Source organism: Streptomyces sp. NPDC058052 (assembly GCF_042885515.1).
Lineage (GTDB): Bacteria > Actinomycetota > Actinomycetes > Streptomycetales > Streptomycetaceae > Streptomyces.
Genome location: NZ_JBHVRX010000028.1, coordinates 1 through 23,162 on the forward strand (window position 1 = coordinate 1; position 23,162 = coordinate 23,162).

Genomic DNA, 23,162 nt, shown 5'->3' on the forward strand with positions numbered 1-23,162 from the left:
TGCTCCGCCGCAACCTCCTGCACGCCCGCCGCTACCCGTCGCTGACGCTGAACCTGCTGCTCACCCCGGTGATGATGCTGCTGCTCTTCGTCTACGTCTTCGGTGACGTGATGAGCGCCGGCATGGGCGGAGGCGCGGACCGCGCCGCGTACGTCGCCTATGTGGTGCCCGGCATCCTGATGATGACCGTCGGCGGCACGGTGGTGGGGACGGCGGTCTCCGTCTCGAACGACATGAGCGAGGGCGTCATCGCCCGCTTCCGCACCATGGCGATCCACCGGCCCTCGATCCTCGTCGGACACGTCGTCGGCAGCGTCCTCCAGTGCCTCATGAGCGTCGTCCTCGTCGGTGCCGTCGCCGTCGCCATCGGCTTCCGCTCCACCGACGCCACCGCTCTCGAATGGCTCGCCGCGTTCGGCCTGACCGCCCTGATCGCCTTCGCGCTCACCTGGATCGCCGTCGGCATGGGCCTGGTCTCCCCGAACGCCGAGGCCGCGAGCAACAACGCCCTCCCGCTGGTGGTGCTCCCGCTGATCTCCAGCGCGTTCGTCCCGATCGACTCGATGCCGGGCTGGTTCCGGCCCATCGCCGAGTACCAGCCCTTCACCCCCGCCATCGAGACCCTCCGCGGCCTCCTCCTCGGCACCGAGATCGGCCACAACGGCTGGCTCGCCCTCGCCTGGTGCGCCGGCCTCACCGTCCTCGGCTACCTCTGGTCGAAGTCCGTCTTCGACCGCGACCCCACGTAGTCCCCCGCGGCCCCTCAGCGGGGCCACCGGCCGCCTGGGCGGCGTACCCGACACCGGTCGGCGTACGCCGCCCCCGCCGCGTTCGCCCGCGCCGCGTTCGCCCCCGCCGCGTTCGCCCGCGCCCCGAGCCCGGCGGGATCCCGGAAGGAACGGCCTACCCCTGCGCGTCCCGGATGCGCGCGAGCAGGCTCTCGTAGCCGGCCCGGCGGTCCGGGCGGGCCCGGGAGACCGTGCGGCGCAGCAGGGGGACGGCGTCGGCTCCGGCGCGCAGCACGGCCTCCTCCGCCGCCCGCCGCACGGTGGCCCGCCCGTGGTCGAGGAGCGCGACGAACGCCGGGACGGCCGGCTCCCAGCGCGCCCGCGACAGGATCCGGATCGCGGTGCGCACCAGGTCGGGCCGCGTGTCGTCGAGCAGGACCTCGGTCAGCCGCAGGTGCGCGTCCCGGTCGAGCAGCGCCCGCGAGGTCCGGTGCGCGTGCAGCCGTACGCCGGTCTCCGGGTGCGCCAGCAGCTCGCGCAGCGCCTCTTCGAGGCGCTCCGGTCCGAGGACGGCGGAGCGCTCCGTGAGACGGGCCAGGGTGCGGCGGATCCGGAGGGGTTCCGGCGACCGCAGCAGGGCGAGCAGCTCCTCGTACGAGGGGGCGGACGTGCCCGCCGGTACGGGTGCGGGCGCGCGTTCCCGCAGGGCGCGGAGCGCGACCGCCTGGCGCTCGGCGGCCCCGGGACCCGACAGCGGACCGTCGACGAGGACGAGCCGGGCCTCGGGGTGCCGCTCGCCCAGCCGGGCGAGGAGGGGCGTGCGCAGCAAGGGGCGGTCCGCGAGCAGCTCCAGCAGGCCCGGCTCCCCGGTGGCGACGCGATGCTCCAGGTGGACCGCGAGGGCGTCGGCGGGCACCCGGCGCAGCGCCCCGAGCGCGTCCGCCCGTGCCTCCCGCGGCCCGTGCCGCCACAGGTGGAGGAGGACGGGCAGGAGGGGCTGGAGCTGCCGCGCGTCGAGGCTCGTGGCGGCGATCCGGGCGATCCGGCCGGGCAGCGCACCACCGGCGCCGGCGAGCAGCGGTTCCGGGTCGACCCCCGTCAGCGCGCGGGCCAGCGCGGTCCCGAGGGCGCGGTCGTCGGGTACGTCGGTGCGGCCGCGCAGGCAGGCGTCGAGGACGGCGTCGGCCGCCTCCGGTTCGGGCCAGGCGAGGAGGGTGCGCGCGGCCGTGTTCCGCTGCTCCGGGGTGCCGGAGGCGAGCAGGGCGAGCAGCCGGTCCCGCTGGGCGGCGGAACGGGGCTGGTCCAGGTCGGCGGCGTGGGCGGCCCGGGGGGCGCGGGCCGCGGCCGCCCGGGCGTCCTCGGCGAGGGTCCAGGGCGCGGCGCCCAGCGGCTGAAGGTCCGTCATCCAGTCGACCAGCCGGGCCTGGACGTCCGGGGGCGCGGCGGCGTGCGCGTCGGCGAGGGCGGCGAGCAGCGCGCGCGATCCGGCGGCGGTCCCCCGCTCGCGGTACGCGGCGAGCGCGCGCACGCTCCGTGCGGCGGCGGCGAGTTCGCCGTGCCAGGCGGGCAGGACGGTCGGCCGGACGGCGGAGCGGACAGGGGTGCGGTCGGCGGGGCCGTCGCTTCCGAACGCCTCCCGCAGCAGCGCGGCGCCCGCGGCCTCCGGGTCGGAGGCCAGGGCCGCGGCGGCGAGTTCGCGGTCGAGGTCGGCGCGGACGACGACCGCTCCGGCGAGCCGGAGCAGCCGCAGCGTCGTCCGCCGGCCGGGGCGCCTCGGGGGCGAGGCCCGTACGGCGCCGGCGATCCGGTCCCGGACGGAGGCGCGTTCCGCGATCGTCTCCAGGAGGGAGACGAGTCCGTCCCGGCTCTCCCCCTCCGCCTCCGCGAGGCCGTCGAGGAGGACCGTGACGTGCCGGGCGAGCGCGTCGCGTTCGGGTGCCGTGCGGGGGCCGGGGCAGACGCCGTCCGGCAGCACGCCGAGGACGGCCCGCCGGGCGCGCTCCGACGTGGCGGCGAGCGCGAGCCAGTCGGAGAGGTGCGGGCGCGTGGCCTGGAGCCGCGTGGCCCGGCGGGCGGCGGGCGTGCCGGGCGCGTGGCGTTCGGCGAGGCCAAGGGCGGTGTCCGGGTCCCATCCCTCCCGTGTCAGGCGGTCGAGGCCGGTCTCGTCCGGGTCCGGGTCCGGTGTGGCGAGCGCGGCGCGGAGCCGGTCGCGGACGCGGTCGTCCGTCGCGCGGGCCGCGGCGGCGGTGACCGCCGCGGGCAGGGTGTCGCCGAGGAGGGCCCGGAGGGCGTCGAGGAGGAGGGTGCGCAGGCCGGGGTTGTCGTCGTGGCCGAGCCGGCGGAGGAGCGGCGGTACGGCCCGGGCGGTCCCGGCGCCGGCGAGGGCCCGGGCGGCCGTCTTGCGGACGTTCATGACGGGGTGGTCGAGGCAGGCGGCGATCGCGCCCGACGCCCAGCGGGCCCCGGCGTCGCCGAGGGCTTCCAGCGTCCGGCGCACGGTCTGCGGATCCCGGTCCGGTCCGGTCAGCGCGAGCAGCGTCGCCGACACGGCTTCGACGCCGTCACCCTCGGTGTCGCGGGCGAGGAGGACGACGGCGTGCTTGCGCACGTGCGGGTCGGGGTGGCGCAGGAAGGGGTGCACCCGGCGCCGGACGGTGCGGTGCGGGGCGCGCGGGAGGTCGGTCAGCAGGCGCAGCAGGACGGTCTGTTCGCCCGCGGTGAGCCCCGGCCGGTCCAGCAGCCCCAGGGTCAGCTCCGTGACGAGCGCCTGTCCTGCGGCGTCGGCGTCGTGGACGTCCAGCAGGCACACCGGACGGATCCGGCGGCGCTCGTGCAGCCGCCGTCCGAGACCCCGCAGCGCGTCGGCGGCCTCGGGCGGGACGACCGGCTCCGCGCCGGGCACGGGCTCCGTGCCACCGGGTTCCCACGCCGCGGCCGCCTCCCCCGCGATGCGCAGCAGCAGGTCGGCGAGGACGGGCAGGAGGCCCGGGCCGGCGTGTGCGGCGAGCCGGGTCAGGGCGGCGACGGGCCGGTCCGGATCCAGGTGCGCGGCGAGGAGGGCGAGTTCGCGTTCGTCGGGTCCGCCGAGGTCGGCGGCCATCCGGGCGGGCAGTTCGGCGGCGTCGGCCCGGACGAGCAGCTGGCGCCGGACCCCCGGATCCGTGGCCAGCAGCCAGACCAGCTCCAGGGCCCGGTGCCGGAAGGCCCGTACCGCGCGCTCGACGTGCGCCGGCTCGGGCAGGCCGCGGGAGGGGGCCGCCTCCGGGCCGTCGAGGCCGAGGGCCGCGCCGAGGACGCGTACCGTCCGCTCGCCGCCGACGGCCTCCAGCGCGTCGAGCGCGTCGGCGGGCGCGTGCGGGAGGGCGGCGAGGACGGCGTCCTCGGTCCCGGGGTCGCGCAGCGCGCGGAGGGCGCGGAGGAAGGGGCCGGGGACGGTGGCGAGCGGCAGGACGCGGGCGATCTCCGCGGCCACCGGCAGGTCGCCGACGCCCTGTTCGTCCAGGGCGACGAGGAGGTCGAGCCGGCGCGGCCACGCGGGGTCGTCCGGCGTGGTGTCGGCCAGCAGGCGCAGCAGCTCGCCGCGGGCGGTGTAGAGGACGGTCGCCACGGTGCGGGCGGGGATCGTGTGGTCGGCGAGCGCGAGGGCCAGCACGGCCGGGACGTCCGGGCCGGTGGCGAAGTGGCCGCGCCGGTGCATCGCGCGCAGGCAGTCCGCCGCCGGCCCGGCGAGCAGCAGCGGGTCCTCCCCGGCGAGGTCCAGGACGGCGGGCACGTCGCCCCGTCGCGCGGTCTCGCCGTACAGGGCCAGGGCGCGCCTCCGTACGCCGGGGGCGTGGTCCGGGTCCCGCGCGGCCTCCCACAGCAGGTCGCCGTGCCCGTGGGCGGCGGCGGTGGTGAGCGCGGCGTCGGCGGTCGCCGGGCCGAGCAGTCCGGCGAGCCGGGCGGCCGGCAACGGCTCGGCGGCGGCCCAGGGTTCGGCGAGCGCGGCGAGCGCGCCGCCGACGACGGCCGTCGCGGCCGAGCCGAGCAGGCCCGTCAGCGTGGCGCGGACGAAGGCGGGGTCGAGGACCTGGGCGCGCAGCCCCTCCCCGGCCAGCCGCAGCGCCTCCGCCTCCAGGACGGCGTCGCCGCTGCCCGCCAGCGCCCCGACGAGGACGTCCGGCGCGCGGGTGGTGGTGTCGGCGTGCGCGCCCCGGACGGCCTGGTAGAGCGTCTCGCCGCGCTCCTCGTGCCGCAGCGGCGCCGGATCCCGTACGAGCTCCGCCGTCAGCAGCGCCACCCGCACGGGCGGCACCAGCACCTCGGCGGGCCACGCGCGCCAGCCGGGCGGGGGTCCCCCGGCGGCCGCGGCCAGGGCGAGCGCCTCCTCGGGGCTCGCCGGAACCGCGGGGCACGGCGAGGGACTCGCCGGTGCCGGGCGGGACGGCGACGTGCGGGACGTCGACGTGCGGGACGGCGACGTGCGGGGAGGGGACGGGTGAGGCGGGGACGGGCGGGGGGACGGCTGGTGGCTCGGCTGCGGGCTCGGCGTCGGAAGCACTCCGGGATCGTAGGGTCCGCGCCGGAATCGCCCCACCCGTTATTCCGGCGCCCCCTTGTGGAGGACGTGGATCCTGCCCTCGTCCGGGTCGCCGACGGGCACGAACAGCTTCGGGTGCTCCGGCGTTCCGTAGGCCCTCCACGGCTCCAGGCCGCAGCCGTCGACCTCGACCCTCACCCGCTGCGCCCACGGGTCGTCGCCCGGGGAGTACCTCCAGGCGCCGGTAGCGCTGCACCGGGAGGCCGCGGTCTCGTCGCCGGACCCGTCGAGCGCGCCAGTCCCGTCGCCGGACCCGTCGAACGCGCCGAACGCGCCGGTCCCGACGCCGTGGGTCGCGGCGCGGTCGCCCGCGCCGGCGCGAAGGGCGAGGCCACGACCAGCAGGAACAGTCCCATCGCGTGGTATCCCGGCGCCGGACACGGCCGGACGCCGCGCGCGGTAACCGGGATGAGCGAGCGGTCTCCCGTCTGGCACACTCGCCCCGCCAGGAGAAGGGGCGCGGGTGCACGTGAGGAAAGAGACCGGCGGGGCGGCCGACGCCCCCGGGACGTACGAGACGCACATCACCGTGCGCTGCGGCAGCGAGGACGAGCGGACGCGGCTGGCGTCCTGGGCCGATCGCCGGGGCCTCAAGCTGACCACCATCGTGCTGGCCCGCGGCCGCACGCCGGTCCAGCCGATGCTGACGCTCCCCGACCGGACCGGCCACCCGGCGCTCGTGGAGGCGCTGCGGTCGGACGGGTTCGCGCCGGTGCGGGTGAAGGTCGAGACCGTCCCGTGGAGCGAGGAACCGGCGGGCCCCGGCGGCGGCTATCACGAGCACCACCTCAAGCTGGCGCTGCCGGCCGCCTACGACCGGGCCGCCCTCGAAGCCCTCGTCGTGCCCCACGGCGCGCACGTCTCCTGGAACGCCCGCCGGGCCCTCCCCGGGCCCGGGGGCCGCCACGAACGCTTCGTCACCCAGCGGCACCCAGGACCGGCCCCCGCCGCCCTGCGCGCCTGCGACGCCCTGCTCGCCGCCCTGACCGCGGCCGGACACGAGGTCGTCGGCGAGGAGCGCGAACGGGTCCTCTCGGACAGCGACCCGGCGGTGGACGAAGGCTGGCTGGCACCGGCCGCCCGGCATCCGGGCGGCACCCCCGCGGAACCGCGCGACACGGAGGAGACGGCATGAGCGGCACCCCATGGACGGACCCCATCCCGGACGGCCCCGGCACCGGCGGCGAGCCGGGCGCCGAGGCGCGGCGGCGCCGGGTGAGCCACCCGGACACGCTGACCGCCGGCATCGGCGCGGCCGCGGTCCGGCACCGCGTCTTCGACCCCGCCCTCAAGCACTTCCAGGACGCCTTCCGCCCCACGGACGACGTCGTCGAGGACCCGGAACTGCGCGTCCGCTGGCAGGCGGCACGCCGCTCGGCGCTCGACCTGGTGCTCGCGGCGGTGGCCGGCTCGGCCTGGGCGGACTCGCTCGTGCTGCGCGGCAGCATGCTGATGTCCGCGTGGTTCGGTGAGGCCGCGCGCCCGCCCAAGGACATCGACTTCGTCGTGGTCCCCGAGACCTGGCGCATCGAGGAGGCGCGCACCCGGGCCATGCTCGACGGCATCGCCGTGGCCGCCGACCGGCTCGCCCGCGCGCTCGACGTCGACCTCACCCTCGACGACGCCGGCGCCGTGTCCGAGTACATCTGGACGTACGAACGCGTCCCCGGACACCGCCTCGTGCTCCCCTGGACCGCCCCCGGCCTGCCCGGCGGGCAGGTGCAGCTCGACTTCGTCTTCCACGAGCGCCTCCCGACGCCGCCGCGGCCGGCCGAGGTGGCCGGCGTGCGGGTCCGCGCCGCGGACCGGGAGCTCTCCCTGGCGTGGAAACTCCTCTGGCTGAGCTGCGACATGTACCCCCAGGCCAAGGACCTCTACGACGCCGTGCTGCTGGCCGAGAGCTGCACCCTGCCGCTCCCCCTCCTGGAGACCGTCCTGAGGGAGGCCGGCGAGTGGCCCGGCGACCACGACGAGCCGCTCTCCCCCGCCGTGTTCGAGCGGGCGGCCCGTGAGGTCGACTGGTCGGCCTTCCCCGAGGAGGGGCCGGCCGCCGGTGCGGCGTCCGGGGGGTCCGGCCCGTCCGTCCGCGAGGAGCTGACCCGCCGCCTCCTCGCCGCGCTGGCCCCGACGTTCGCCTCCTGACGGACCGGCACCGCTCCCCGCCCGCCGGCCGGAAGGGCATTGTCAGACCCTCGCGCCAAGATGGATCCATGACCGCAACTCCCGCCGTTGAGGCGCACCTCGTCCTGTCCAGCTCCGCCGCGTACGAGGACGCGCTCGACCGGCTGCGCGCCGCGTCGGGCGCCTACTACGCCGGCGAGAACAGCCCGCTGGACGACGCGTCGTACGACGCGCTGCGCCTGGCCGTGCTGACGTGGGAGGCGGAGCACCCGGGCGAGGCGCCGGAGTCGCCGACGGGGCTGGTCGCCGACGGCGCCGCGCCGGAGGGCGACGTCGCGCACACCACCCGCCTGCTCAGCCTGGACAACGTCTTCGGACCCGAGCAGCTGATCGCCTGGGACGCCTCGCTCCAGAGGCGCCTCGGCCGGGCGGTCGAGGGCGGGTTCACGGTCGAGCCGAAGCTGGACGGGGCGGCGGTCGCCGCCCGCTACCGGGACGGGCGGCTCACCCAGGTCGTCACCCGCGGCGACGGCGCCCACGGCGAGGACGTCAGCCATGTCGTCGGCTCCGTCGTCGGCCTGCCCGAGCGGCTGGCGGAGCCGGTGACCTTCGAGGTCCGGGGCGAGGTGCTGTTCACGCACGAGCAGTTCGAGACGGCGCAGGAGGTGCGCGCGGCGCACGGCGGAGCCCCGTTCGCGAACCCGCGGAACGCGGTGGCGGGCACCCTGCGGGCCAAGGACCGGCCGTACCGGCTGGAGATGACGTTCTGGGCGTACGGCGCCGTCGAGCTGGACGGCGGATCGTTTCTCCCCGCCGGGGCGACGCACGCCGAGGTGCTGGCCGCCGTCGCCGGCGCGGGTGTCATGACGACGGCGGACACCCCGGCCGGGCTCCACGTGGTGGACACCGTCGCCGAGGCGCAGGAGCGGGTGGACGCGATCGGCGCGCTCCGCGCCGGGCTCCCCTTCGGCATCGACGGCGTGGTCGTGAAGGCGAACAGCGCCGCCGAGCAGGCCGAGGCCGGACTCGGTAGCCGCTTCCCCTACTGGGCCATCGCCTACAAGCTGTCGGCCGTCGAGCGCCAGACGGTGCTGCGGGACGTCGTGTGGGAGGTGGGGCGCACGGGCGTCCTCGCGCCGACCGCCGTCCTCGACCCGGTCGAGATCGACGGCTCCACGGTCTCCCGCGCCACCCTGCACAACCCGGCCGACATCGCCCGCCGCGGCCTCCACCTCGGCGACACGGTCACCGTCTACAAGGCTGGCGACATCATCCCGCGCGTCCAGGCCCCCGTCGTCGAGCTGCGCCCCGAGGGCGCCGGGCCGGTCCCGCTGCCGGCCGCCTGCCCGAACTGCGGCGGCGACATCGACAAGAGCCAGGAGCGCTGGCGGTGCGCGAAGGGGGCGGGCTGCGCGCTCGCCCCGCTCATCGAGTACGCGGCCGGGCGCGACGTCCTCGACATCGACGGGCTCGGCAAGACGTACGTCAAGGCGCTGATCGACGCCGGTCTGGTCACGGACGTGGCGGACCTGTTCACCCTCACCGAGGAGCAGCTGACGGTCGCCGCGGGCAGCGCCCGGCGCGGCGCGAAGCTCTTCGAGCAGTTCGAGCTGGCCCGGAGCCGGCCGCTGAGCCGGGTCTTCTGCGCCCTCGGCATCCGCGGCACCGGCCGCCGGATGTCGCGGCGGCTCGCGGCGCACTTCGGCACGATGGAGGCGATCCGCGCGGCGAGCGCCGAGGACCTGCTGGCCGTCGAGGGCATCGGCCCGGAGAAGGCGCCGGTGGTCGTCGCCGAGCTGGCCGCCCTCGCCCCCGTGGTGGACAAGCTGATCGCGGCGGGCGTCACCATGACGGAGCCGGAGCGGCCCGCGCCACCCGCCGGTGCCTCGGCCGATGGGTCCGCGTCCGCGGAGGGCCCGCTGGCCGGCAGGACCGTGGTGGTCACCGGGAAGATGACGGGCCGGCTGGACGGCTACGGCCGCTCGCAGATGAACGAGCTCATCGAGCGGGCCGGGGGCCGGGCGGGCAGCGGCGTCAACGCGAGGACGAGCTACCTGGTCTCCGCGCCCTCCGCCGGCGGCAAGCCCAGCTCGAAGGCGGTCGCCGCCGAGAAGCTCGGCGTGGAGGTCCTCACGCCGGAGGCGTTCGCCGACCTCGTCGCCGACTTCCTCGGCTGACGGTCCCCCTCCTCGCACGAGCAGGCCCGGCCCCCTGAGGGGCCGGGCCTGCTCGTCGACGTGTCGCCGCCGCGGCCCTCCGAGGGCCGCCGCGGCGGGCGTCAGCGCTCCGACGTACCGCCCTGGGCGGAGGTGCGGCGGCGCGGACGACGGTCGCCGCCGCGGGTGCCGGCCTTGGCGCCGGCCTCGCCGGACTTGGCCGCTCCCGCGGAACCCGTACGACGGGCGGGGGCACGGCCGCCCGCGGTCGCGCCGCCGGCGGACGTGGTCTTCGCCCCGGCGGCGGTCTTCGCCCCCGTGGCGGGCTTCGCTCCGGCGGCGCCGGTGGCGGCCTTCGCCGCGCCGGCGGTGCGGCGGCCGGTGCCGCGGCCGCCCGTGCGGGCGGGGGCCTCGGACGTCGCCGTCGTGCCGCCGCCGCCACGACGGCGCCGGGACGGGCGGCCGCCTTCGGCAGCGGTCTTCCGGGCGGGGCGGGCGGCCGGGGCCGCGGGCTGGGGCACCTCGATGGTGACCGCGACGCCGGACGGCTCGCGGGCGCCGGTGAGGGTCGTCAGCTCCTCGTCGCTGGACTTGAGGCGGGTCGTCCGGGGGGCGATGCCCGCGTCCTTCATCAGCCGGCTGACCTCGTGCTTCTGCTCCGGCAGGACCAGCGTCACGACGCTGCCGGAACCGCCGGCCCGCGCGGTGCGGCCGCCGCGGTGGAGATAGTCCTTGTGGTCGCCCGGCGGGTCCACGTTCACGACGAGGTCGAGGTCGTCGACGTGGATGCCGCGGGCCGCGACGTTCGTCGCCACCAGCGCCGTGACCTGGCCGGTCTTGAACTGCTCCAGGGTCCGGTTGCGCTGCGGCTGGGTCCGGCCGCCGTGCAGGGCCGCCGCGCGGACACCGACGGAGAGCAGACGCTTGGCGAGGCGGTCCGCCGACCGCTTGGTGTCGAGGAAGAGGATGACCCGGCCGTCGCGGGCCGCGATCTTCGTGGTCACGGCCTTCTTGTCGGTCACGTCCTGCACATGGAGGACGTGGTGCTCCATCGTGGTCACCGCACCGGCGGACGGGTCGACGGAGTGCACCACCGGGTCGGTGAGGAAGCGCTTCACCAGCTGGTCGATGTTGCGGTCCAGGGTGGCGGAGAAGAGCATCCGCTGACCGTCGGGCCGCACCTGCTTGATCAGCTTGGTGATCTGCGGCAGGAAGCCCATGTCGGTCATCTGGTCGGCCTCGTCCAGCACCGTGATGCGGACGTCGTCGAGGACGCAGTCGCCCCGTTCGACCAGGTCGTTCAGGCGGCCGGGGCTCGCCACGACCACCTCGACGCCGCGGCGCAGGGTGGTGGCCTGCTTGGTGATCGACAGCCCGCCGACGACGGTGGTCAGCCGGACGTTCACGGCGGTCGCGTACGGCGCGAGGGCGTCCGTGACCTGCTGCGCCAGCTCCCGGGTCGGCACCAGCACCAGCGCGAGCGGAGCCTTGGGCTGCGCGCGCAGTCCCGCCGTACGGGCCAGCAGCGCCAGGCCGAAGGCGAGGGTCTTGCCGGAGCCCGTCCGCCCCCGCGCCAGCACGTCACGGCCGGCAAGCGAGTCGGGCAGGGTGGCGCCCTGGATGGGGAAGGGCGTGGTCACGCCCTGCGCGGTGAGGGTCGCCAGCAGCCCCGCGGGCATGTCCAGGCCGGCGAAGTCCTCCGCGGCGGGGAGGGCGGGCGTCGCGCTCTCGGGCATCCGGAACTCGCCGGGCGAAGCCGGGGACGAGGCCGGAGCCGAGGATGCCGAGCCGCGCTTGTTCGGCTTCCGGGGCCTGCGGGACATAAAATTCTCTGCCTTTCATCGAACAGCACAAACCGGGGTCCGCACCACGACGGTGCGAACCCCGGTGAGCGACGGAAGAACGTCCGGCTATCAGGCGGGGACGATGTTCTCCGCCTGCGGGCCCTTCTGGCCCTGCGTGACGTCGAACGAGACCCGCTGGCCCTCCTGGAGCTCACGGAAGCCCTGGGTGGCGATGTTCGAGTAGTGGGCGAAGACGTCCGGGCCGCCGCCGTCCTGCTCGATGAAGCCGAAGCCCTTTTCCGAGTTGAACCACTTCACGGTTCCCTGTGCCATGACCTTCTCCTTCTGTAGGCAGAGGCCCCATCCGGAGATGCCGGAAAAACGAATAATGCGCCTGCGGAAAAGCATTCCGGTCAGGCGCACATAGGTTCATGGGTACCACAACTGCAACAAGTCCACCGTAGCACGACCCGGAGGGGCACGAGTGACGACACGGCGCGGCGCGCCGGACACTCCGGGTCACGGACCCGCCTCCACACCCTCCCGACGCCCTCCCGTCACACCGGGTGACTTCGCCATCGCCAACCGTGAACGCGACGATACCCGCACGGCCGCCGGGACCGGCCGCGCGACACCCGGCCACCCGGCCATCCGGCCGCCGGGCCCTCCCCCACCGCCTCCTCGCGCGGAACCACCGACTCCGCCGCGAGGCGACGCTCCGTCACATGTCAGACTGGCCCGCGCATTTGTGTTGCATGTGAGAACGGGGGATGCAGCGACATGGGGTACACGATTCCCGAAGGCGTCGACACCATGCTCGACGTGATCGGCGTCGGATGGCCGAATGTGGACGAGGACGCCTACCGCGACATGGCGGACGCGCTGCGGGAGTTCGCGGACGACGCGGACGACGACGCGGGCACCGCCTTCGCCCACGTGCAGAAGCTCCTCGCCACCGGACAGAGCGAGTCGATGACCGCCCTGGACGAGCACTGGTCGAAGGTGCAGGCCAAGCACAAGGACCTGGCGAAGGCGGCCCGCCTGGTGGCCGGGGCGCTCGACCGGGTCGCCGACCTCGTCGTCGCCCGCAAGGCGGCCGCCGTCGCCGAGCTGGCCGACCTGTGCGCCACGGTGGGCATCACCCTGGCCTTCGCGCCGGTCACCGCCGGCCTGTCGACGCTCCTGGCGGGCGCGAAGATCGCCGCGACCCGCGTCGCGTTCAAGCGGATCCTGAAGGAGATGGCGGAGGCGGCCGTCGCCGAGATCGTCGCCACGCTCACCGAACCGGCGGTCGCCGCGATCGAGAACATCGTCGCCGACCTCGTGATCCAGACCGCCTTCAACGTCGCCGGTGTCCAGAACGGTTACGACGCCGGGCAGACCGCGCAGGCGGGCAAGGACGGGCTCCGGCTCAACTCGGCGGGGCCCGGCGGCCGCGGCCCCGGCGGCGGCCCGGAGATCGACCACGACGCCCACGGCAACGCCGCGACGCGTCTCGCCTCCGTACAGGTCACCATGCGGTCCCGGGCCGGCGACAAGCTGGGCAGGGCCAAGGGGCACCACGGCCGCGCCAAGGGCAAGGACTCCCTGACCGCCGTGCTCGACACCACCGTCGAGGGGATCACGGAGAAGCTCACCAAGGCGCTCGACGACCTCGGCGACCACGTCGGGAAGAAGGTCCCCGCCGCGATCAAGGGCGGCTCCCGGACGCACAGGGCGACCGACGACGACGTCCGCGACCGCCTCCGGGCCATCGCCGCGAAGGACGGCGGGGACGGCCGGGACGGAGGCGGGCTCGACGGCCGCCGCGGCAGCTCCGGGCCCGCGCGCCGGCCCCGGCCCACCTCGATGCGCGAGGCGCTGGACCGCCTCCGCGAGGTCGCGGCCCCGCTCCTCGGCCGGAGGTGCAAGAGCGACCCGGTGGACGTGGCCACCGGCGAGATGGTCATGCCCCAGACCGACCTCGCGCTGCCGGGCGTCCTCGCCCTGGTGCTGCGCCGCACCCACATATCGGGCTACCTCTTCGGCCACTGCTTCGGCAGCAGCTGGGCCTCCACGCTCGACGAGCGCCTGGAGATGACCGGCGCGGGCGTCGCTTGGGCGCGGGAGGACGGCTCCGTCCTCTTCTACCCGGCCGTCCCCACCGGGACCGACCAGGAGGTGCTGCCGGTGGAGGGCGCCCGGCTGCCGCTCGTCCTGGAGGAGCGCGGTGCCCTCGGCGAGGTCACCTACGCGGTCACCGACCCGTGGTCGGGCCTCGTCCGGCGCTTCACCGGCAACCCCTACCACTCGGGGCTCTACTGGCTGGCCGAGGTCGAGGACCGCAACGGCAACGCCTACCGGATAGGCCGCTCGCAGGACGGCCTGCCGGCGCTGGTGAGCCACGACGCGGGCTACCGTGTCCGCGTCGGCACCGACCCGGCGCGCGGCGTCGTCACCTCCCTGGACGTCGAGACCCCCGAGGGACCGGTCCGCGTCGCCGCCTTCGGATACGACGGCGAGCGGAACCTGGAGACGGTCGCGGGCTCGTCCGGTGTCCCCCTGCGCCTCACCTACGACGACCGGCGCCGGGTCACGTCCTGGACGGACCGCAACGGCCACACGTACTCCTACGTGTACGACGCCGCCGGTCGCGTGGTGGAGACCCTCGGCCCCGGCGGGGCGCTCTCCTCCCGCTTCTCCTACGACACCGAGGCCCGCGTCACCCGGTTCACCGACTCCACGGGCGCCGTCACCGTCACCCGGTTCGACAGCCACGGCCGGACCGTCGCCGAGACCGACGCCCGCGGCCACACCGTGCGCTTCGTCCGGGACCGCCACGACCGGCTGCTCTCCCGCACCGACGAACTCGGCAACACGGCCGAGTTCTCCTACGACGAGCGCGGCGACCTGGTCGGCATGGTGCTGCCCGACGGGCGCCGCGCCTCCGCGGCCTACGACGAGCTGCACCTGCCCGTGGCCGTCACCGGCCCGGACGGCACCGTCTGGCGGCAGACCTTCGACGACCGGGGGAACCGGCTGTCGGTGACCGCCCCGGACGGAACCTCGACCCACTACACGTACGACGCCGCGGGCGCCCCCGCGACGGTGACCTTCCCGGGCGGACCGACGGAGCGCAGGGTCAACGATCCCGCGGGGCTCACCCTGTCGGTCACCGACGGCCAGGGAGCCACCCACACCCTGACCCGGGACGCGTTCGGGCGGCCCCGAGAGTCGACCGACCCGGCCGGCTCGGTCACCCGGCTGGAGTGGACGCCGGACGGCCTGCCCTCACGGCGCACGGCCCCGGACGGCGCGACCGAGTCGTGGACCTGGGACGAGGAGGGGAACTGCCTGTCGCACACCGGCCCGTCGGGCGGCACGACGCGGTTCGCGTACACCTGGTTCGACCTGCTCGCCTCGCGCACCGGCGCGGACGGGGCGCGGTACGAGTTCGCCTACGACACCGAGCTGCGGGTCACCGGCGTCCGCGACGCGCAGGGCCGGACCTGGTCCTACGGCTACGGCCCGACCGGTCTGGTGGCGTCGGAGACGGACTTCGACGGCCGCACCACCCGCTACGAGCACGACCCGGCCGGCCGGCTCACCGCCCGCACCGCCCCGTCCGGTGCGCGCGTCACCCTGGCCTACGACGCCCTCGGCCGCCTGCGGGAGAAGGACGCCGCGGGGACCGTCACCCGGTTCGAGTACGACGCGGCCGACCGGCTGACCCGGGCCGAGACGCCCACGTCCGTCCTCGCCCTGGAGCACGACGTGATGGGCCGCCTGCTGGCGGAGACCGTCGACGGACGCACCCTGCGCTTCGGCTACGACGCCCACGGCGAGCTGATCTCCCGCACCACGCCCACCGGGGCGGTCACGTCGTACGGCTACGACGCCGGCGGCAACCGGACCAGCGTCGTGGCCGGCGGCCACGCCCTCCGCTTCACCCGTGACGTGCTGGGCCGCGAGCTGACCCGCGCCTTCGGGTCCTCCGAGACCCCCGTGACGCTCACCTCCACCTGGGACACGATCGGCCGGCTGACGTCCCAGACCGTCTCCGCCGGGCGCGGCGCGGTCCGCTCCCGGACGTTCGGCTACCGCGCCGACGGCCTGCTCCTCTCCGCCACCGACGAACTGCGGGGGCTGACCACCCGGTTCGACCTCGACCCGCTGGGCCGCCCGCTCGCGGTGACCGTGGACGGCTGGTCGGAGCGGTACGCGTACGACGCCGCCGGCAACCAGACCGACGCCCGGTGGCCCGACCGGGCCCGGCACACGGAGAGCCGCGGGGAGCGGGTGTACGAGGGGACACGGCTCGTCTCCGCGGGCGGACTGCGCTACACGTACGACGACGCCGGCCGGGTCGTCCTGCGGCAGAGGAAGCGCCTGTCCCGCAAGCCCGACACCTGGCACTACACCTGGGACGCCGAGGACCGGCTCACCTCCTGCACCACCCCGGACGGCACCGTCTGGCGCTACTCCTACGATCCCTTCGGCCGCCGCACCGCGAAGCACCGCATGGCCGCCGACGGGACCACGGTCGCCGCCACCGTCCTCTTCTCGTGGGAGGACACCCGGCTGGCCGAGCAGACCGACCTCGCGTCCGGCGTCACCCTCACCTGGGACCACGAGGGCTACCGACCCCTGTCCCAGCTGGAGCGCCGCACCACGGGCGACGCTACCTGCCGGGACGAGGTCGACAGCCGCTTCTTCGCGATCGTCACCGACCTGGTCGGCACGCCCACCGAGCTCGTCGACGAGGACGGCGGGGTCGCCTGGCACAACCGCTCCACCGTCTGGGGCCTCACGGCCTGGAACCGCGACGCCACCGCCTACACGCCGCTCCGCTTCCCGGGGCAGTACGACGACCCGGAGACCGGGCTCCACTACAACGTCCACCGGCACTACGACCCGGAGACGGCCCGCTACGTGTCGTCCGACCCCCTCGGACTCGCCCCCGCGCCGAACCCGGCCGCCTACGTCGTCAACCCGTACACCTGGATGGACCCCGAGGGGCTGATCGCCAAGGGGTGCACGGAGAACGCCGGATGGTACGGCGGTCTGCTGCCGGCCAACGAGAGGGCCAACGGATCGCGCTTCCCCACCGCGATGGAGGTCAACCACATCCCGCCCAAGGCGGCGTGGAAGCAGGTGATCGAGCCGGGCTTCTACATCGCGAACAAGCCGCACAAGAAGCAGAAGGTCAACAACGGCCCGGCCATCCGCATGGAGCGCGCCGACCACAAGAAGCTCAACAGCACGGACAACGACCTGGTGGCGCAGGCGTGGCACCAGTGGCAGCGCGAACTGATCGGCCAGGGCCGGCTCACCGAGGCGATGCGGATGGACATCGACGACATCAAGCACAAGTTCCCGGGGAAGTACGACGACCACATCCGGGAGATGGTGGAGAGCCTCAAGGACAACAAGAACTTCCAGGACATGCTCAAGAAGCGGGGCTGGACGATCGACGAGGCCGAACTGCTGCGATGAGGACTCCCCCGCACGCCCCGGCCCCCGCACACGGGGACGGGGCGCCATGAGGCAGAGTGGACGACGCTACCTACGCACCCTCGGGAAGGCTTGACGATGATCCTGGAACTGCTCCCGGAGACCGGAGTCGCCACGCTCAGGCTGGGCTCGTCGGCGGACGAGGCGGTCGGGGCGGCGCGCGCGCTCGGCTTCGTCCTCCCCGACCCGGACCACGGGGACTCGCCCGGCCAGGTGCTCTGCGAGCACCCGGAGTCGGAGACGGACTTCACCCTCGGCTTCACCAAGGGCGCGCTCACCGACATCCACGTGTACCGGTTCCGGAACGAGGACGCGGACGTCACCGTCGCCCTCGACGGGCTCGACGTCTTCCGGACGCCCAGCGAGGAGCTGCTGGACCTCCTCGCGGAGCGTGGGCACCGGGTCGAGCAGAACGACGACGGCGTGGACACGCTGCCCGACCTGCGGATGATCCTCTCGAACGAGAGCAGCTTCGAGTACCCGATGGACGAGGAGGGCGACCCGATCTACTTCGACTACGTCCTCGTCACCTCGGTCGACCTCTGGAGCCCGCGCGGCGACTGACATCCCCGGCGGCCCCGCGGTCACCCGCGGGCGGGCGGGGCCGCCAGGGCGTGCAGGCGCAGCGCCAGCTGTATCTCCAGGGCGCGGGGCGGCGACTGCCAGTCCGGGCCGAGGAGCCGGCCCACCCGCTCCAGCCGCTGCGCCACCGTGTTCACGTGGACGTGCAGGTCGTCCTTGGTGCGGGCCGGGCTCATGCCGCTGGCGAAGTAGGCGTCCAGGGTGCGCAGCAGGTCGGTGCCGCGGCGCTCGTCGTAGGCGACGACCTGGCCGATGGTGCGCTCCACGAAGCCGCCGATGTCCCGGCTGTCGGCGAGGAGCAGGCCCAGGAAGCCGAGGTCCTCGGCCGCCGCGCCCTCGCCCGCGCGGTGCAGCAGCCGCAGCGCGTCGAGGCAGCGGCGGGCCTCCTGGTACGCGCCCGCCACCTGGTCCGGGTGGTCGAGCGGGGCCCGTACCGGCGCGGAGGCGCCGACGGTGACGGGTTCGCACAGGGCGCCGCCCAGCTGGGCGGCGGTCTGGCGGGCGAGCAGCGCGGCGTCCTCGCCGGGGCCCAGCGGCAGCAGCAGGACCGTGCCGCCGTCGCGGGCGGAGGCGAGACCGTGACGGGTGGCGGCGAGGTGGGAGGCCGCGGACCACAGGCGCTGCCGGTCGGCGCTCTCGCGGCCGGGCTGCTCGGTGCCGACGGCCGGGCCGGCCCGGTCGATGCGGGCGGCGAGCACCACGTGCGGCGCGTCGCTGTCGGTACGGAGGCGGGCGGCGCGCTCGCGGAGCAGGCGGCGGTCGCGGTCGGGGGCGTCGAGGAGGTCGTCGAGGAGCTCTCCCCGGACCCGCTGCTCGGCCTCGCCGGCGGAGCGGCGCGCGAGCAGGAGCAGGGAGGTGACGAGCGCGGCCCGCTCCAGGGTGCGCAGGTCGACGGGGTCGAGGTCGGGCCGGCCACGCAGGACGAGCGCGCCCAGGAGCTCGCCGCCGGCGGAGACGGCGGCCACCCAGTCGTCGCCGTCGCGGACCGCGTGCCCGCCGGCGCGGCGGGCGGCCCCCGCGGTGGTCTCGGTGAAGTCGACGGTGCCGCCAAGGACCTCGGAGACGGCCTCGGCGACGTCGTGGACGCCGCCGCCGCGCAGCACGAGCTCGGAGAGGCGGTCGTGGACCTCGGAGGCGCGCTCGATGACGGCGCTGTGCTCGCGGATGATGTCGTTGGCCCGCTCCAGCTCGGCGAGGGCGGAGCGGGTCTCGGCGAGCAGGTTGGCCGTGTCGATGGCGACGGCCGCGTGGGCGGCGAAGGAGCCGAGGAGCGCGACCTGCTCGCGCTCGAAGACCCGGGCCCTGCGGTCGGCGGCGAAGAGCACCCCGATGACCTGGCTGCCGAGGGTGAGCGGCACTCCCAGGATGGCGACGAGGCCCTCGTCGCGGACGGCGGTGTCGATGGTGCGGGTGTGCTGGAAGCGCTCGTCGCCGAAGTAGTCGTCGGTGACGTACGGGCGGGCGGTCTGCGCGACCAGTCCGCCGAGCCCTTCGCCCATGCCCAGCCGGACCTGCTGGAAGCGGGCGGAGACGGAGCCCTCGGTGACCCGCATGTAGGTGTCGCCGGCGACGGGGTCGTTGAGGCTCAGGTAGGAGACCTCGGTGCCGAGGAGGGCGCGGGCGCGCTGGACGATGGCGCGCAGCACCGCGTCGAGGTCACGGAGCCCCGCGAGGTCGTGGGCGGTCGCGAAGAGGGCGGACAGCTCGGCCTCGCGCCGCCGCCGGCCCTCCAGCTCGGCGCGGACCCGGAGGGCGAGCTGCTTGGCCTCCTCGAGACCGGCCAGCGCCTCGGGACCCGCGCCGCTCGCACGGGCGAGGAGCACGGGCCGGTCGTATGCCTCCGTGGCGGCTCCCCGGGCGAGGAGTTCCAGGTAGGAGACGTGTTCGTGGGACATGGAGACAGGGATACCCGGCGGACGGGGGCGGGCACCAGCCCTGTGGACGACTCCTGTGGACGACGCCACCCGCGTCCGGGGCGGGCCTCCTCCCCGGCTCCGTCCCGGCTCCGTTCCCCGCCTCAGCTCCCGTGGGCGGTGCGGAACCAGGCGGGCCCGTCGCCGAGCGCCTTCTCGATGCGCCGGTGGGAGAAGCGCTTCATCTCGGGGAGGGCGTCCAGCGCGAACCAGCCGACGTCGATCGACTCGTCGTCGTTGACCCGTGCCTCGCCGCCGACGGCCCGGCAGGCGAAGGCCACGTCCAGGTACTGGCAGATGTCGCCGTTGGGATAGACGACGGGCTTGCGGAGGGTCTCCACGAGGAGGATCCGCTCGGGCACGCACAGGACCCCGGTCTCCTCCTCGACCTCGCGGACCGCGCAGTCCGCCGGCTGCTCACCGGGTTCGACGATGCCGCCGATCACGGCCCACGCCCCGGTGTCGGCGCGCCGTCCCAGCAGGACCCGGCCCCGGTCGTCGAACACGACGGCGCTGACCCCGGGCAGGAAGAGGAGCTGGTGCCCGGCGGTCTTGCGGAGTTCTCGGATGAAGTCAGGGATAGCCATGCGTTCGACCCTAGATCATCCGTCGGAGCGGGCCCCGGGGCTCAGGACCGCGCGCGGCGGGCCCGTACGGCGCGGGCTGCGGCCCAGCCGAGTCCGGCGGCGGCCACGGCGGCGAGCAGGGCCTCCGGGAGGGTGCCGAGCCGGGTCGCGGGGGTCTGGGTGGAGCGCAGGGGCACCTCTTCGACCAGGTAGTCGGGGGTGAACATCTCGGTGCTGGAGACGATCTCGCCGTCGGGGCGGATCACCGCGCTGACGCCGCTGGTGACGGGCACGACGACGGCCCGGCTGTGCTCCACGGCACGTACCCGGGACATCGCGAGCTGCTGGTAGGTCATCTCGCTGCGGCCGAAGGTGGCGTTGTTGCTGGGGACGGTGAGCAGCTGCGCGCCGTGGGTGACGGTGTCGCGGACGGCCCAGTCGAAGGCGGCCTCGTAGCAGGTGGCGAGGCCGACCTTGGTGCCGGCGAGGTCGAAGACGCCGACCTTGTCGCCGGGGCCGAAGTCGCGGGCCACGCGGTCCACGTTGCTGTTGAAGATCCGTACGACGGACCGCATCGGGATGTACTCGCCGAAGGGCTGCACGTGCCGCTTGTCGTAGGTGGCGACGGGGCCCTTGCCGGGTTCCCACTGGATGAGGGTGTTGCGGAGCTTCCCGGTGGGCGGGGCGATGACGGCGCCGATGACCGTGGGGGCCTTGACGGCGTCGACGGCGCCCTCGATGACGGCGGCGGCGTCGGGGTTGGCGTAGGGATCGATGTCGGAGGAGTTCTCCGGCCACAGGACGAAGTCCGGCTGGGGCTCGGTGCCGGCCTTCACCTCCTCGGCGAGCTCGCGGGTGCGGGCGGCGTGGTTGTCGAGGACCTGGCGGCGCTGGGAGTTGAAGTCGAGGCCGAGGCGCGGGACGTTGCCCTGGATGGCGGCGACGGTGGCGGTGCCGTCCTCGGGGGCGTCGCTGACGAGCGGCAGGGCGGCGAGGGCGCCGGTGACCGGGACGAGGACGGAGAGCGCGGCGGCGGCCAGCGGGCCGCGGGGGACGGCGCCGGTGGCGCGGTGGAGGCGGACGAGGCGGACGGCCTCGTACAGGCCGAAGCCGCACAGGGCGACCGCGAAGCCGAGCACCGGTGTGCCGCCGACGGCGGCGAGGGGCAGGAAGACGCCGTCGGCCTGGCCGAAGGCGATCTTGCCCCAGGGGAAGCCGCCGAACGGTACCCGCGCGCGTGCCGCCTCGCCGAGGACCCAGACGCCGGCGGCGAAGACGGGCCACCACGGCAGCCGGGAGACGGCGGCGATGCCGAGTCCGGCGGCGGCGACGAAGAGGGCCTCGACGGCGGCGAGGGCGAGCCACGGCACCGGGCCGACCTCCTCGCCGGTCCACACGAGGAGGGGCAGGAAGAAGCCGAGTCCGGCGAGCTGTCCGAGGCCGAAGCCCGCGCGGAGGCGGCGCCCGTACAGGCTCCAGCCGAGGAGGGCGAAGGCGGGCAGCGCGAGCCACCACAGGGGGCGCGGCGGGAAGCTCAGGTAGAGCAGGACGCCGGAGAGCAGGGCCGCTCCGGGGCGGACGAACCGCGCGGCCCGGCCGAAGCGGCGCGGCCGGTCCTCGGTCGCGGACGGGTCGTCGGCGGCTCCGGCCGCTTCGGGGGTGATGGTGGTGCTCACCTTGCGGAGTGTACGGGGCGTGCCTGTTGACGCCTGGTCCGGCAGGGTACGGCGTCGGGCCCGGCGCCCGCTCCCGCCGGTCCGTCCCACGCGTCCGCGCGCGTGCCGGTCAGGCGCCGGCGGGGGTCTGGGGCGGGGCCGGGCGGCGGAGGTGGTCGCGGATGGAGGCGACCGCCCCCTCGGCCCCGTCGACGGTGACGGTGAAGCTGCGTCCGTCGGCGAGGCGGAGCACCAGGCCCTCGCCGCGGCGGACGACGACGGCGGTGCCCCCGTCGGGGCGCCAGCGGTAGCCCCAGCCGCCCCAGTGGCGGGGGGTCACCGTGGGGGCGTAGGCGGCGTCGACGACCTCGGTGAAGGGGATGGTCCGGCGCGGGACGCCGATGTGTCCGCAGCGGACCTCCATGGCGCGCTCGTCGACGCGGACCTCCACGTGGACGAAGGCGAGGGTGCCGAAGAGGACGAGGAGTCCGGCCGCGACGCAGCCGACGACGGCCATGACGAGGGCGGCGATGCCGGAGGTCCAGGGGGACTCGACGGCGAGGGTGATGCCGAGCGCCATGCAGGCGGCGCCCGCGACGGCGGCGACCCACTGGAAGCGGTTGGTCGCGTGGCCGGTCCACACGGCGGGCGAACGCCCGTCGGCACGCTGCTGCCCGGAATGCCTCATATCGGGAAGATTACCCACTCGCGCCCGGTTCAGCGTGGCGAAGTGCCACCACCCGGTCACCCGGAGTGAAAGACGCGCGTCAGGAGGCGGGGGCGGGGGCGGCCGCGAGCAGCCGCCCGGCGGCGTACTCGAGGGCGGCGGCCGGGAGCCGGCCGGGCCGGCCGCTGAGGAGCACGGAGAGCGTGCCGGTCGGGTCGGCGGCGGGCGCGGGCTCGGCGCCGATGCGGCGGAGGGCCTGGGCGACGACGGCGTCGGCGGAGCCGTGGAAGACGATCGGCGGCAGCCCGGGGCTGCGGCGGGGGGCGAGGGCGGCGAGGATGCGCTCCTCGACGAGTTCGTAGTGGGTGCAGCCGAGGACGAGGGCGCGGACGTCCGGCGGGGTGAGCCGGGCGGCGGCGGCGACGGCCCGGTCGACGGCCTCGGGGTCGGCGTGCTCGACGGCGTCGGCGAGGCCGGGGCAGGGCACCTCGGTGACCTCGGCGCCCGCGGCGAACTCACGGATGAGCCCGCGCTGGTAGGGGCTGCCGGTGGTGGCGGGGGTCGCCCAGATGGCGATCTTGCCGCCGGCCGCGGCGGCCGGCTTGATCGCGGGAACGGTGCCGATGACCGGGATCCCCGGTTCGAGGGCCGCGCGCAGGGCGGGCAGGGCGTGGACGGTGGCGGTGTTGCAGGCCACGATCAGCGCGTCCGGCCGGTGGGCGGCGGCGGCCCGGGCGACGGCGAGCGCCCGTCCGGTGAGGTCCTCGGCGGTACGCGGTCCCCACGGCATGCCGTCGGGGTCGTTGGAGAGCAGCAGTTCGGCGTCCGGGCGGAGCCGGCGCACCGCGGCGGCTGCCGCGAGGAGGCCGATTCCGGAGTCCATGAGCGCGATCTTCACCCGGTCACCCTAGCCGATGG

At 75.6% G+C, this 23,162-nt stretch carries 15 protein-coding genes; 6 read left to right on the top strand and 9 right to left on the bottom strand.

Going from position 1 to position 23,162, the window contains the following annotated elements; translation table 11 throughout:
* The coding region (locus ACFVU3_RS30225; protein WP_390071169.1) for an ABC transporter permease at positions 1 to 749 on the top strand (749 nt) is incomplete at its 5' end.
* A gap of 154 nt (positions 750 to 903) precedes the next feature.
* Here ACFVU3_RS30225 and ACFVU3_RS30230 read toward each other — a convergent pair.
* Both ACFVU3_RS30230 and ACFVU3_RS30235 read right to left on the bottom strand, forming a co-directional pair.
* Entirely contained in the window at positions 904 to 5,028 is a 4,125-nt protein-coding gene (locus ACFVU3_RS30230) for a HEAT repeat domain-containing protein (protein WP_390071170.1), read from the bottom strand.
* A gap of 279 nt (positions 5,029 to 5,307) precedes the next feature.
* Positions 5,308 to 5,445: a hypothetical protein gene (locus ACFVU3_RS30235; protein WP_390071172.1), complete on the bottom strand. Its 138-nt coding sequence runs from the start codon at positions 5,443 to 5,445 to the stop codon at positions 5,308 to 5,310.
* Positions 5,446 to 5,776: 331 nt separating this feature from the next.
* On the opposite strand from ACFVU3_RS30235, the gene ACFVU3_RS30240 reads away from it, so the two are divergent.
* From ACFVU3_RS30240 to ligA, 3 genes are all read left to right on the top strand, one after another.
* Positions 5,777 to 6,442, top strand: coding sequence for a hypothetical protein (locus tag ACFVU3_RS30240; RefSeq protein ID WP_390071173.1), 666 nt, complete (start codon positions 5,777 to 5,779; stop codon positions 6,440 to 6,442).
* Positions 6,439 to 7,449 carry a nucleotidyl transferase AbiEii/AbiGii toxin family protein gene (locus ACFVU3_RS30245; protein WP_390071175.1) on the top strand — a complete coding sequence of 337 codons (1,011 nt, stop codon included), beginning with the start codon at positions 6,439 to 6,441 and terminating at the stop codon, positions 7,447 to 7,449. The genes ACFVU3_RS30240 and ACFVU3_RS30245 overlap by 4 nt, the downstream gene beginning before the upstream one ends.
* 68 nt (positions 7,450 to 7,517) lie before the next feature.
* Positions 7,518 to 9,605, top strand: coding sequence for an NAD-dependent DNA ligase LigA (gene ligA / locus ACFVU3_RS30250; protein WP_390071177.1), 2,088 nt, complete (start codon positions 7,518 to 7,520; stop codon positions 9,603 to 9,605).
* Between the two features lie 101 nt (positions 9,606 to 9,706).
* Here ligA and ACFVU3_RS30255 read toward each other — a convergent pair whose 3' ends face one another.
* Both ACFVU3_RS30255 and ACFVU3_RS30260 read right to left on the bottom strand, forming a co-directional pair.
* A complete protein-coding gene (locus ACFVU3_RS30255; protein ID WP_390071179.1) occupies positions 9,707 to 11,407 on the bottom strand; it encodes a DEAD/DEAH box helicase in 1,701 nt (566 codons plus the stop codon).
* Positions 11,408 to 11,497: 90 nt separating this feature from the next.
* On the bottom strand, positions 11,498 to 11,701 hold the full coding sequence (locus ACFVU3_RS30260) for a cold-shock protein (protein ID WP_007502648.1): 204 nt from the start codon (positions 11,699 to 11,701) through the stop codon (positions 11,498 to 11,500).
* A gap of 447 nt (positions 11,702 to 12,148) precedes the next feature.
* On the opposite strand from ACFVU3_RS30260, the gene ACFVU3_RS30265 reads away from it, so the two are divergent.
* A complete protein-coding gene (locus ACFVU3_RS30265) occupies positions 12,149 to 16,843 on the top strand; it encodes an RHS repeat-associated core domain-containing protein (protein WP_390071181.1) in 4,695 nt (1,564 codons plus the stop codon).
* A gap of 96 nt (positions 16,844 to 16,939) precedes the next feature.
* Complete coding sequence (locus ACFVU3_RS30270; RefSeq protein ID WP_390071323.1) at positions 16,940 to 17,425, top strand: hypothetical protein; 486 nt, start codon at positions 16,940 to 16,942, stop codon at positions 17,423 to 17,425.
* Positions 17,426 to 17,445: 20 nt separating this feature from the next.
* On the opposite strand, the gene ACFVU3_RS30275 is transcribed toward ACFVU3_RS30270, so the two are convergent.
* The 5 genes from ACFVU3_RS30275 to ACFVU3_RS30295 all read right to left on the bottom strand — a co-directional run bounded on the left by ACFVU3_RS30275 (position 17,446) and on the right by ACFVU3_RS30295 (position 23,142).
* A complete protein-coding gene (locus ACFVU3_RS30275; protein WP_390071182.1) occupies positions 17,446 to 19,338 on the bottom strand; it encodes a helix-turn-helix domain-containing protein in 1,893 nt (630 codons plus the stop codon).
* A 122-nt stretch (positions 19,339 to 19,460) separates the two neighbouring features.
* Positions 19,461 to 19,943 carry an NUDIX domain-containing protein gene (locus ACFVU3_RS30280; protein WP_390071184.1) on the bottom strand — a complete coding sequence of 161 codons (483 nt, stop codon included), beginning with the start codon at positions 19,941 to 19,943 and terminating at the stop codon, positions 19,461 to 19,463.
* A 41-nt stretch (positions 19,944 to 19,984) separates the two neighbouring features.
* Entirely contained in the window at positions 19,985 to 21,598 is a 1,614-nt protein-coding gene (lnt, locus tag ACFVU3_RS30285) for an apolipoprotein N-acyltransferase (protein WP_390071186.1), read from the bottom strand.
* A gap of 109 nt (positions 21,599 to 21,707) precedes the next feature.
* Positions 21,708 to 22,265, bottom strand: coding sequence for a hypothetical protein (locus ACFVU3_RS30290; RefSeq protein WP_390071188.1), 558 nt, complete (start codon positions 22,263 to 22,265; stop codon positions 21,708 to 21,710).
* A gap of 79 nt (positions 22,266 to 22,344) precedes the next feature.
* Complete coding sequence (locus ACFVU3_RS30295; RefSeq protein WP_390071190.1) at positions 22,345 to 23,142, bottom strand: glutamate racemase; 798 nt, start codon at positions 23,140 to 23,142, stop codon at positions 22,345 to 22,347.
* Positions 23,143 to 23,162: the final 20 nt, after the last annotated feature.

Coding starts and splice junctions, on each gene's coding strand:
- ACFVU3_RS30265 (WP_390071181.1), top strand. CDS start 12,149: ATGGGGTACACGATTCCCGAAGGCGTCGACACCATGCTCGACGTGATC.
- ACFVU3_RS30275 (WP_390071182.1), bottom strand. CDS start 19,338: ATGTCCCACGAACACGTCTCCTACCTGGAACTCCTCGCCCGGGGAGCC.
- ACFVU3_RS30280 (WP_390071184.1), bottom strand. CDS start 19,943: ATGGCTATCCCTGACTTCATCCGAGAACTCCGCAAGACCGCCGGGCAC.
- ACFVU3_RS30255 (WP_390071179.1), bottom strand. CDS start 11,407: ATGTCCCGCAGGCCCCGGAAGCCGAACAAGCGCGGCTCGGCATCCTCG.
- ACFVU3_RS30260 (WP_007502648.1), bottom strand. CDS start 11,701: ATGGCACAGGGAACCGTGAAGTGGTTCAACTCGGAAAAGGGCTTCGGC.
- ACFVU3_RS30245 (WP_390071175.1), top strand. CDS start 6,439: ATGAGCGGCACCCCATGGACGGACCCCATCCCGGACGGCCCCGGCACC.
- ligA (WP_390071177.1), top strand. CDS start 7,518: ATGACCGCAACTCCCGCCGTTGAGGCGCACCTCGTCCTGTCCAGCTCC.
- ACFVU3_RS30290 (WP_390071188.1), bottom strand. CDS start 22,265: ATGAGGCATTCCGGGCAGCAGCGTGCCGACGGGCGTTCGCCCGCCGTG.
- ACFVU3_RS30270 (WP_390071323.1), top strand. CDS start 16,940: ATGATCCTGGAACTGCTCCCGGAGACCGGAGTCGCCACGCTCAGGCTG.